This is a genomic window from Mesorhizobium sp. P2_E6, from assembly GCF_056403835.1.
In genome coordinates this window covers 321,520-331,845 of sequence record NZ_JBFUEQ010000007.1, presented here as the reverse complement: position 1 = coordinate 331,845, position 10,326 = coordinate 321,520, and the positions used below count along the sequence as shown (strand labels likewise).

The 10,326-nt window shown below is 64.8% G+C and carries 11 protein-coding genes; 9 read left to right on the top strand and 2 right to left on the bottom strand.

From position 1 onward, the window contains the following. Positions 1 to 59: 59 nt before the first annotated feature. The 9 genes from AC1D08_RS19970 (at position 60) to AC1D08_RS19930 (ending at position 7,983) form a co-directional block, all read left to right on the top strand. Positions 60 to 728: a response regulator transcription factor gene (locus AC1D08_RS19970; protein ID WP_111547800.1), complete on the top strand. Its 669-nt coding sequence runs from the start codon at positions 60 to 62 to the stop codon at positions 726 to 728. A gap of 100 nt (positions 729 to 828) precedes the next feature. Further along, entirely contained in the window at positions 829 to 2,085 is a 1,257-nt protein-coding gene (locus AC1D08_RS19965; protein WP_457150812.1) for a flagellar hook protein FlgE, read from the top strand. 27 nt (positions 2,086 to 2,112) lie between these two features. Next, entirely contained in the window at positions 2,113 to 3,567 is a 1,455-nt protein-coding gene (gene flgK, locus AC1D08_RS19960) for a flagellar hook-associated protein FlgK (RefSeq protein WP_477423802.1), read from the top strand. A gap of 3 nt (positions 3,568 to 3,570) precedes the next feature. Continuing rightward, positions 3,571 to 4,614: a flagellar hook-associated family protein gene (locus AC1D08_RS19955; RefSeq protein ID WP_457150814.1), complete on the top strand. Its 1,044-nt coding sequence runs from the start codon at positions 3,571 to 3,573 to the stop codon at positions 4,612 to 4,614. Between the two features lie 31 nt (positions 4,615 to 4,645). Further along, positions 4,646 to 4,993 carry a flagellar biosynthesis regulator FlaF gene (gene flaF, locus AC1D08_RS19950; protein WP_477228045.1) on the top strand — a complete coding sequence of 116 codons (348 nt, stop codon included), beginning with the start codon at positions 4,646 to 4,648 and terminating at the stop codon, positions 4,991 to 4,993. After that, positions 4,990 to 5,433 (top strand): flagellar biosynthesis repressor FlbT, encoded by a 444-nt coding sequence (gene flbT / locus AC1D08_RS19945; RefSeq protein WP_457150816.1) that lies wholly within the window; start codon positions 4,990 to 4,992, stop codon positions 5,431 to 5,433. The genes flaF and flbT overlap by 4 nt, the downstream gene beginning before the upstream one ends. Continuing rightward, positions 5,433 to 5,840: a flagellar hook assembly protein FlgD gene (gene flgD, locus AC1D08_RS19940; protein ID WP_095084528.1), complete on the top strand. Its 408-nt coding sequence runs from the start codon at positions 5,433 to 5,435 to the stop codon at positions 5,838 to 5,840. Before flbT ends, flgD begins: the two co-directional genes overlap by 1 nt. A gap of 22 nt (positions 5,841 to 5,862) precedes the next feature. Further along, complete coding sequence (gene fliQ / locus AC1D08_RS19935; RefSeq protein WP_095084529.1) at positions 5,863 to 6,129, top strand: flagellar biosynthesis protein FliQ; 267 nt, start codon at positions 5,863 to 5,865, stop codon at positions 6,127 to 6,129. A gap of 210 nt (positions 6,130 to 6,339) precedes the next feature. Further along, entirely contained in the window at positions 6,340 to 7,983 is a 1,644-nt protein-coding gene (locus tag AC1D08_RS19930) for an MFS transporter (protein ID WP_457150817.1), read from the top strand. A gap of 27 nt (positions 7,984 to 8,010) precedes the next feature. On the opposite strand, the gene AC1D08_RS19925 is transcribed toward AC1D08_RS19930, so the two are convergent. Then, positions 8,011 to 9,792 carry a chloride channel protein gene (locus AC1D08_RS19925; RefSeq protein ID WP_457150818.1) on the bottom strand — a complete coding sequence of 594 codons (1,782 nt, stop codon included), beginning with the start codon at positions 9,790 to 9,792 and terminating at the stop codon, positions 8,011 to 8,013. Between the two features lie 176 nt (positions 9,793 to 9,968). After that, positions 9,969 to 10,268: a putative quinol monooxygenase gene (locus AC1D08_RS19920; protein WP_457150819.1), complete on the bottom strand. Its 300-nt coding sequence runs from the start codon at positions 10,266 to 10,268 to the stop codon at positions 9,969 to 9,971. Between the last annotated feature and the right edge of the window lie 58 nt (positions 10,269 to 10,326).

Sequence of the window (10,326 nt, the reverse complement as noted above, 5' to 3'; positions counted from 1 at the left end):
TCTCGCCAGCGGATACGCCTTTTCTCACGGGGCAAATGATTTGATTCGGAGGCGGGCCGATGATTGTAATCGTTGACGAGCGCGAGCTCGTAACAGAGGGATACAATTCACTTTTCGACCGTGAGGGTGTCGCCTGCGCGGGCTTCGCGCCGGGCGAGTTCGGCGAGTGGGTAAGCTCGGCGGCGGATACCGACCTGAGGTCGGTTCGAGCCTTCCTGATCGGCGACTGCCGCGAAGGCTCGATCTCTCCCCGTCAGATCCGCGACCGCACCGGCGCACCGGTCATCGCCTTGAGCGAACAGCACTCGCTGGAAAACACGCTGCGGTTGTTCGAGAGCGGCGTGGACGACGTCATTCGCAAGCCCGTCCACATCCGCGAGATCCTCGCCCGCATCACCGCCATCCGCCGCCGCGCCCAGGAAGATGTCGCCTACACCGAGATTGGCGCCATGCGCATCTTCATGGATGGCCGCGATCCCGAGATCGACGGCCAGCCTTTGCCCTTGCCGCGCCGCGAGCGACGCATCCTCGAATATTTGGCCAGCAATCGCGGCCGCCGGGTCACAAAGACCCAGGTTTTCAACGCCATCTACGGCATCTTCGACGAAGAGGTCGAGGAGAACGTGGTCGAAAGCCACATCAGCAAATTGCGCAAGAAGCTGCGCGAGAAGCTGGGCACCGACCCGATCGATTCCAAGCGCTTCCTTGGCTACCGGCTCGTCTTCTGATGCAGCCCCGCGCCAGCCTCGCGCAAGACAGGATGCGTAGCCTCGTAGCCAGTGGCATCCGCATTGGAGCCAGCGGCATCCACATTGGGGAGACGTTTCGATGAGCCTCTACGGAATGATGCGGACCGGCGTTTCCGGCATGAATGCACAGGCAAACCGGCTGTCCACCACGGCCGACAACATCGCCAATTCCGACACCACCGGCTACAAGCGGTCCTCCGCCGAATTTTCGTCGCTGGTCATGCCGAGCACGGGCGGCGCCTACAATTCCGGCGGCGTCACCACGACGATCCGGCAGGCGGTCAGCGATCCAGGCGTGCTTCAATACACGACCTCGGTCTCCGACCTTGCCGTCAACGGCGACGGTTTCTTCGTCGTTCAAGATCCGAGCGGAACACCTTTCCTGACCCGAGCCGGCGCCTTCGTACCGGATGCGGAGGGCAGGCTGGTCAACGCGGCCGGCTTCCAGCTGATGGCTTACAGCTACGCAAACGGCGTGCCGGCGGCAACGGTGAACGGCTTCGAGGGACTGACCCCGGTGCTCATCTCCGACCAGGGGATGACGGCAACGCCGAGCACCCAGGGTACCTACAGCGGCAACCTGCCGGCAGGCGCGACGCCGGTCGCCGCCGGCAATCTGCCCACCACCAACGCGGCGGGCGCGCAGTACACGTCGAAATCCTCGATGGTCGCCTACGACAATCTCGGCAACAAGAAGCTGCTCGACGTCTATTTCACCAACACCGGCGCCGGCACCTGGCAGGTGGCGGTCTTCGATCAGTCGAAGGCCACCGCCGGGACGTCGTTCCCTTACACCGGCGGCGCATTGGGCTCGGCCAACCTGACCTTCGACACCACCACGGGCAAGCTCACCGGTGCCGTCAACAGCGTCAGCCTGACGGTGCCCAATGGCGCCGCCTTTTCGCTGGACCTGTCGGCATTGACCCAGCTCGGCGCCGGATTCACCGTTTCCGATGCCCAGGTGAACGGCAACGCACCGAGCACCATCGACAAGATCCAGATCAGCAAGGACGGCACCATCTCGGCGCAGTACAAGGACGGCTCCACCAAGGCGCTCTACAAGATCCCGCTGGCCGACGTGCAGAGCCCGGACCAGCTCAACGCGCTGCCCGGCAACGTCTACGCACAGGGCACCGAATCCGGCGCGGTCCGTATCGGCTTTGCCAATGAGGGCAAGGCCGGCTCCATCATCTCCGGCGCACTCGAGAATTCCAACGTCGATATCGCCGAAGAACTGACCAATATGATCGCGGCACAGCGCAGCTACACCGCCAATTCGAAAGTCTTCCAGACCGGTTCCGATCTGATGGACGTCCTTGTCAACCTGAAGAGATAAAACGGGCACTCCCCGTGAAAGACCCGCATGTCGTTGTCCACTGCACTGAGCATCGCCCAATCGGCGCTTATGAACACCGCGCGGCAGACCAGCGTCGTCTCGCGCAATGTCGCCGACGCCGACAATCAGGACTATTCGCGCCGCCAGGCCGTCGTCACAAGCACGGCGCCGGGCGCGCGTTCGGTTGATATCCGGCGCGCCGCCAACGACCTGCTGTTCCGCCAGAACCTCAGCGCGCTGTCGGCCTGGAGCGGCCAGAACGCGCTCTACAGCGGCATGGATCAGCTGGGGGTATCGGTCAATGGCGTCGACAATGCGTCCTCGCCCTCGACCGCGATCGGCAATCTGCAGCAGGCGCTGCAGCTCTATGCCACCTCGCCGTCCAACCAGAATCTCGGCGCCAGCGTCGTCGATGCCGCCAGGCAGGTCGTGCGATCCCTGAACGAGGGCTCCACGGCGATCCAGGATTTCCGCACCCAGACCGACGGCCAGATCGCCACGGCGGTCGACGACCTCAACTCGCTGCTCAGCCAGTTCCAGGATGCCAACACCGCTGTCATTTCCGGAACCCGTTCCGGCACCGATGTCTCCGATGCGCTCGACCAGCGCGACGCGCTTTTGAAGAAGATCTCGGACTATATCCCGGTCTCGACCTTCACGCGCGGCGACAATGACATGGTCGTCACCACTGGCGACGGCACGACGCTGTTCGAAACCATTCCGCGCACGGTCAGCTTCGCGCCGTCGGCCGGCTACACCGCCGGTGCCGCCGGCAACGCGGTCTATATCGACAATGTGCCGATCTCGGCGGGAGCCGGCGGCAACACCAGCGCCAGCGGCAAGCTCGCTGGCCTGCTGCAATTGCGCGACAGTGTCGCCTCGACCATGCAGAGCCAGCTCGACGAAACCGCGCGCGGCCTGATCACGGCTTTTGCCGAAACCGCGCCTGCGCTGCCCAATGCCGCCGGCCTGTTCACCTGGTCCGGTGCGCCGGCGGTGCCGGCAGCCGGCACGTTGGTCAACGGCCTTGCCGGATCGATCAGCGTCAATGCGGCGATGGACCCAAGCGCCGGCGGCAATCCGACGCTGCTGCGCGATGGCGGTGCCAATGGTGCCGCTTATGTCGCCAACACCGGCGGCGGCGCCTCCTATTCCGACCTTCTAGTTGCCTATGGCGACCGGCTCGACAAACCTATGGCCTTCGACCCGGCCGCCGGGGTTTCGGCAACGTCCAGCGTTTCCGACTACGCGGCCAACTCGATCGGCTGGTTCGAGGGCGTGCGCCAGCAGGCATCGACCGCCTCCGACGCCAAGGAAGCACTGGCATCGCGCAGCGCCGAGGCGCTGTCCAACGCGACCGGCGTCAATGTCGACCAGGAAATGTCCCTGCTGCTCGACCTCGAACACACCTATCAGGCATCGGCCCGGATGATGAAAACCGTCGACGACATGATGACGGCCTTGCTCAACGCGGTGGGATAATCCATGACTTCAGTCTCGTCAGCCGCCATATCGAACGCCATGCGCTCCCAGCAGATGCGCATGCAGGCGGAGCTTGTCAAAGCCACGAAAGAGTCCTCGACCGGCAGGGTCGCCGATGTCGGCCTGGCTCTCGGAGCGCGCACCGCGCAGTCCGTCACCTTCTCGCGCGATCTCGACCGCCTCAACGTCATCATCGACTCCAACGGCCTGGTCGGCTCCCGCTTGTCTTCGACGCAGACCTCTCTTAGCCAGCTCTCGACCGCGGCGCAGTCCTTTCTGTCCGCCCTGACCACCGCGTCATCGAGCGATTCTTCCAACAGTCTCACCCAAGCCTCGGGCAAGGCGACCATCCAGCAGCTGACCTCGATCCTCAACACCAGCGTCAATGGCGAGTACCTGTTTGCCGGCACCAACACCGACGTCAAGCCGATCAACGACTTCACCGCGGCCGGCTCGCCCGCCAAGGCGGCCTTCGATGCCGCCTTCGTTGCCAATTTCGGTTTCACCCAGGATGACCCTGCAGCGGCCAACATCACCGCTACCCAGATGGACGACTTCATCACCAACGACGTCGTGCCGCAATTCATGGGCGCGGGCTGGCAAGGCAACTGGTCGAACGCCACCGACCAGCAGATCGTCAGCCGAATCGCCCTGAACGAAACCACCCCGACTTCGACCAGCGCCAACAGCGACGGCATCCAGAAGCTCGCCATGGCGGCGGCCATGGTCTCCAGCCTGATGTCCAGCAACATCAGCCAGGCCGCGAAGAACAAGGTCGTCAGCCGCTCCACGGCACTGGTCGGCGAAGCGCTGAGCGGTATTGGCCAGATTCAGTCCGAGACCGGCATCGTCCAGAAGCGGGTTTCCGATGCGAACGACCGCATGAAAACGCAGGTCGACCTTTTCGAACGGCACATTCTCGATCTGGAAGGCGTCGATCCGGCCGAGGCCGCGACCCGAGTTGCCGACCTGACACAGCACATCGAAACGTCCTTCGCACTGACCGCGCGCCTGCAGCAGCTCAGCCTGTTGAATTACCTGACCTGACAACGCTTAACGGAACGGTAGAGCCCCACCGATGTACCAATTCTCCTACGCCGATATCCAGAGCACCTCCGTCGCCGACGCAAAGGACCGCGAGCGGGAGCTCCTGACCCGTTCGATCGACATGCTGTCGGCGGCGGCCGCCGCCGGCCTCGGCTCGATGGAAGCGGTCGAGGCGCTGCATTTCACCAACCGCGTCTGGACCGCCTTCGTCGAAGATCTCGGCTCCAGCGACAACGCCCTGCCCAAGGAACTGCGCGCCAACCTCATCTCCATCGGCCTGTGGCTGCTGCGCGAGGCAGAGGACATTCGCCAAGGCCGCACCAACAATTTCGAAGGGCTGATCGAGGTGTCCCAGATCATCAGGGACGGCATTCAATGACCAACACGTTGAAGATATCGCTGAAGCCGAACGAGAAGATCTACATCAACGGCGCCGTCATCCGCGTCGACCGCAAGGTCACCGTCGAATTGATGAACGACGTGCAGTTCCTGCTCGAAAGCCATGTGATCCAGGCCGAAGACGCCTCGACGCCGCTCAAGCAGCTGTATTTCATCCTGCAGGTCATGCTGATGAATCCGGCCGGCGCGGCCGAGGCGCGCGACATGTTCCGGCGTTCGCTGCCGCTGCTGCTGGCAAGCTTCGAGGACGCCCAGATCTGCGCTGGACTGAAACAGATCGACCGCATGGTCGGCGAGGATCATATCTACGAGGCGCTGAAGGCCATCCGCGCGCTCTATCCGCTCGAACGCCGCGCGCTTGGCGACAATGACTATGTTCCGGGTGCCGCGCGCCCGTTAGCTGTGGGAGCACGATACTGATGAACGTGGACATGACGACGACGATACCGACCGGCGCCAACCAGGCCAGCCAGCAGACCTCGAAGACGGCGGTCGACTACCAGTCGTTCCTGAAGCTTCTGATCGCCGAGATGAAGAACCAGGATCCGACCAAGCCGATGGATTCGACGCAGTATGTAGCCCAGCTCGCCACCTTCTCGCAGGTCGAACAATCGGTGCAGACCAACACCAAGCTCGACCAGATCATGTCGTCCTCGGCGCTGTCGCAGGCCGATGCGCTGATCGGGCGCTCGATAACCTCAGCCGACGGCAAGACGACGGGCACGGTGGCGTCGGTGCGCCTCGCCAGCAGCGGCCTCATCGCCGTGCTGCAGAACGGCACCGAGGTCGCGGTCGGCCCGGGCGTCTCGATCAAGGCAGCGAGCTGACGCTTCCGGCAGGGCCAGTCCCATGAACGAGGCCGACGCTCTCGACATCGTCCAGTACGCGGTGTGGACGGTGCTCACTGCGTCCGCTCCGGTGGTGCTGGTCGCCATGGCGGTCGGCATCGGCATCGCCCTCATCCAGGCGCTGACGCAGGTCCAGGAGATCACCTTGACCTTCGTGCCGAAGATCGTCGCCATCATGCTGGTGGTGGCGCTGACCGGCCCCTTCATCGGCAGCCAGATATCGGCCTTCACCAACGTCATCTTCGAGCGCATCCAGAACGGATTCTGAGCAAGTCGACGAAAGCCGCGCCGGTCCGTGCCGAACCATCGGGATCCGCGACCGCTGCGGATGGAGACGTGGACTGCCTCTATCCCATTGTTGGACCATGACCTTTTTCGAAAGGTGTTCGCCCTTTCAACCGCCATGCCCTACTTTCGGCAAATGATCTGAGCAAACGGATCGTCTGACGAGCAGGCACGACATGGCAGGGACCTACCGATGATTGACGAAAAGCCGGAAAGCGAGAGCGCTTCGGCGCTGGCGCCTTTCCGGCACGGCATTTTCCGCGCCGTATGGGCCGCAAGTCTCGTCTCGAATTTCGGTGGCCTGATCCAGGGCGTCGGCGCCGCCTGGATGATGACGACGATCGCCACTTCGTCCTATCAGGTGGCCCTGGTCCAGGCTTCGACCACCTTGCCGATCATGCTGTTTGCGCTCGTCGCCGGCGCCATCGCCGACAGTTTCGACCGGCGCAAGGTGATGCTGATCGCCCAGACCTTCATGCTGGTCGTCTCGGTGCTTCTGACCCTGTTCACCTATGCCGGCCTGATGACGCCGTGGACGCTGCTGGCCTTCACCTTCCTGATCGACAGCGGCACCGCACTCAACAGCCCGTCCTGGCAGGCCTCAGTCGGCGACATCGTGCCCCGCAACAAGGTGCCGGCCGCCGTCGCGCTCAACTCGATGGGCTTCAACCTGACCCGCAGCGTCGGCCCGGCGATCGGCGGCATCATCGTCGCCGCCGCCGGCGCGGCGGCGGCCTTCGCGGCCAACGCGGTGAGCTATATCGGCCTGATCGTCGTGCTGGCGCGCTGGAAGCCGGACCTGCCGGTCTCGACCTTGCCGCGCGAGTCGCTGGGCGCGGCCATGGGCGCCGGCCTGCGCTACGTCGCCATGTCGCCCAACATCGGCAAGGTGCTTGTCAGGGGCGCCGCTTTCGGCTTCAGCGCCGGCGCGGTGCTGGCGCTCTTGCCGCTGGTGGCGCGCGATGTCGTCAAGGGCGATGCCCTGACCTACGGCATCATGCTCGGCGCTTTCGGCATCGGCGCGGTCGGCGGCGCGCTGATCAGCGTGCGGCTACGGCAGCTGCTGTCCAGCGAGACGATGGTGCGCTCAGCCTTCGCCGGCTTTGCCGCCTGCGCCTTCAATGCCGCCGTCAGCCATCACGCCTGGCAGACGTCGCTCGGCCTGCTTGTCGGCGGTGCCTGCTGGGTGATCGCCCTTTCGCATTTCAACGTCACCGTGCAGATGGCGACACCGCGCTGGGTGGTCGGCCGGGTCCTGTCGGTCTATCAGACCGCGACCTTCGGCGGCATCGCGCTCGGCAGCTGGATCTGGGGCGTCGTCGCCGATGCGCATGGCGCCGAAACCGCGCTGATCGCGGCAAGCATCGCCATGCTGGCCGGCGGTGCCATCGGCTTGTTGCTGCCGCTGCCGCAGCAGCAGGTGCTCAACCTCGATCCGCTCAACCGCTTCAAGGAGCCGCACCTTGCTCTCGACCTCAAGCCGCGCAGCGGTCCGATCGCCATCATGATCGAATACATCATCCGCGACGAGGACGTGCCGGAGTTCCTCGCCACCATGGCCGAACGCGGCCGCATCCGCCGCCGTGACGGCGCCCGCAACTGGACGCTGGCACGCGACCTCGAAAATCCGGCGATCTGGATCGAGCATTATCATACGCCGACCTGGCTCGAATATGTGCGCCACAATGGACGCATCACCCACGCCGACGCCATCATCGGCGACCGCTTGCGGGCGCTGCACAGCGGCGACGAACTGCCCCGCGTGCGCCGCATGATCGAGCGCCCGACGACTGCGGGCACCGCGCTCGTGATGGCCAAGGGACCGATCGAGCACTAACCGGGCCCCACCTTTGGGCGACGTGCACTACCCTTCGCCCGACAGGTCCCTGCGCGCCTTGTCGAGTTCCTCGGCATAGCGCCGCATCAGATGGCCTTCGGTCAACAGTCCCAGCACGATGCGGTCAGCGAAATCCTCGACCACGGCGAGCTCTTCAGCGCCGGCGCGCTGGAAGGTCTCGGCGGCGGACTGCACGTTCATGCTCGGCACCAGCACGGCGTCCTTGTACTTGGCAAGATCGCGCACCGCCACCTCGCCATCGGAAGGATCGCTGTGCAGCTCGGCCACGATCAGCACGCCGACATAGTGATCGCCCGCGTCGACGGCAATGACGCGCTGGGCCGAACCGAGCGGCACTTGATTGCGGAAGGCCGCCAGCGTCGTCGAGGCATGGATGGTTTTGATGTCCTTGCGCATCATCGAGCCGACGGTGAGGCTGCGCATCCAGCCGACGTCGTGGGCGCTGCGGATGGTCTCGCCGCGCAGATGGAAGCGCCATGTCGAGAAGGAGTAGCCGAAGGTCTCGCGCACCAGGATCGCCGACATGATCGAAGCCGCCAGCACGACACCGGTCAGCGTCAGGTCGCGGGTCGATTCCAGCGCCAGGAAGGTCATCGTCAGCGGACCGCCGACGACGCCGACGGCGAGCGACGTCATGCCGACGACGGCGGCAACAGCGGGGTCGATGCCGGTGGCCGGCGAGACCAGCGCCATCACACCGGCAAACGCCTTGCCAAGCAGCGCACCGAGGAACAGCGAGGCGAAGAACAGCCCGCCGCGAAAGCCCGAGCCCAAGGAGATGGCGGACGCCGCCAGTTTCAACACGAAGACGCTGGCCACCACGGCCAGACCGTAGTTCATCGCGAATTCGCGATGCAGCGCGCCGTGGCCGCTGGACAGGACTTGCGGCGTGATGAGGCCGAGCAGCCCGACAATGACACCGCCAATGACGGGGCGCAGCGACGCATCGATCGACAGCCTGGCAAAACCGCGTTCGATGAGCGTCACCAGATGCATGATGGCGATCGAGGCCGCACCGCCGAGCAGGCCGAGCAGCAGGAACGGCACGTACTGGCTGGCGGTCAGCGCCGGCAGGCCCGAAAGCTCGAGCGGAAACGGCACCCCGCCAAACACTTCCGCCGTCAGCGAGGCTGAGATCGCGGCGGTCATGACAGGCGCGACATTGGCGACCGAATAGATGCCGATGACCAGTTCGAAACCATAGAAGGCGCCGGTCAGTGGTGCGTCGAAGGCGGCTGCTATGGCGCCGGCGGCGCCACATCCGACCAGGATGCGGACATCGTTGCGGCGCAGCCGAAAGAGGCCCGCCAGCCGCGACGCCAGGCCGGACCCGACCTGCGTGTAGCCGGCTTCCAGGCCGACCGAGGCGCCGAAACCGCTGGAGATCATCGTCTGGCCGGCGATGATGAAGGTGTCGGTGAGCGACATGCGCCCGCCATAGAGCGCGTTGGCTTCGATCGGGTCGATCGGCGTGCGGAATTTGCGCAGTCTGAGCCAGATCACCGTCAGCCCGAGCAGGATGCCGCCGATCGCCGGTATCAGCGCCTGCATCGGGTTGGCGAGCGAGAACATGCCTGAAAGCCGGCCACCGGGCTGGACGCCGAACAGCAGCCCGTGGAGGTCCTGCACGATCTCGCTCATCGCCGTGACGAGCATGCCTGCCATCACCCCGACGACACCGGCCAGGATGACCACGGCGATGCCCCGCGCCTCGAGCAGCGGCACCGATCTGATCAGCACCGCGCGGAGCCGGCGGGCGTAGACTTCGCTGTTGTTTCTGGAAAGCACCGGGGCGGCTCGCCGATATCGGAAAAGGCAGTGGAAAGCCCGCCTGATACGCCCGGCGACACGGCATGGCAACCACATTGGCGACAGACAAGGCGCCATTGTGGCATCGGGCGACTAGTCGCGGCGGCGGTGGGATCTGGTGGAACGCGAACGGCTGCCGTTGCCTGACAGATCGATCAGGTCGGTTTGGGATCGCCGGCCTCATAGAGCACGAGGTTGCGCTCGCCGATGCCAAGTGCCGGCCAGCTTGCACGCCAGTCCGCAAGGTGCGGCGAGCGGAAATGCGCATCGAGCGCTGTCCTGTCGCTCCAGACTTCCGTGACCCGGATGAGCCCGGCATCGAACACGTCCTGCGCATAGGAATATTCGAGGCAACCGGGCTCGGCGCGGCTGGTCGAGACCATGCGCTCCATCGCGGGCTTCGCTTCCCCGAGCTTTTCCGGCGGCAAGCGGATGGTGCCGATGATCAGGAGCATGGGATTTCCTTTTTGGAAGCGGCGGTCGAGAGCCCAGTAGCCAGTCTCCCACCCTCGC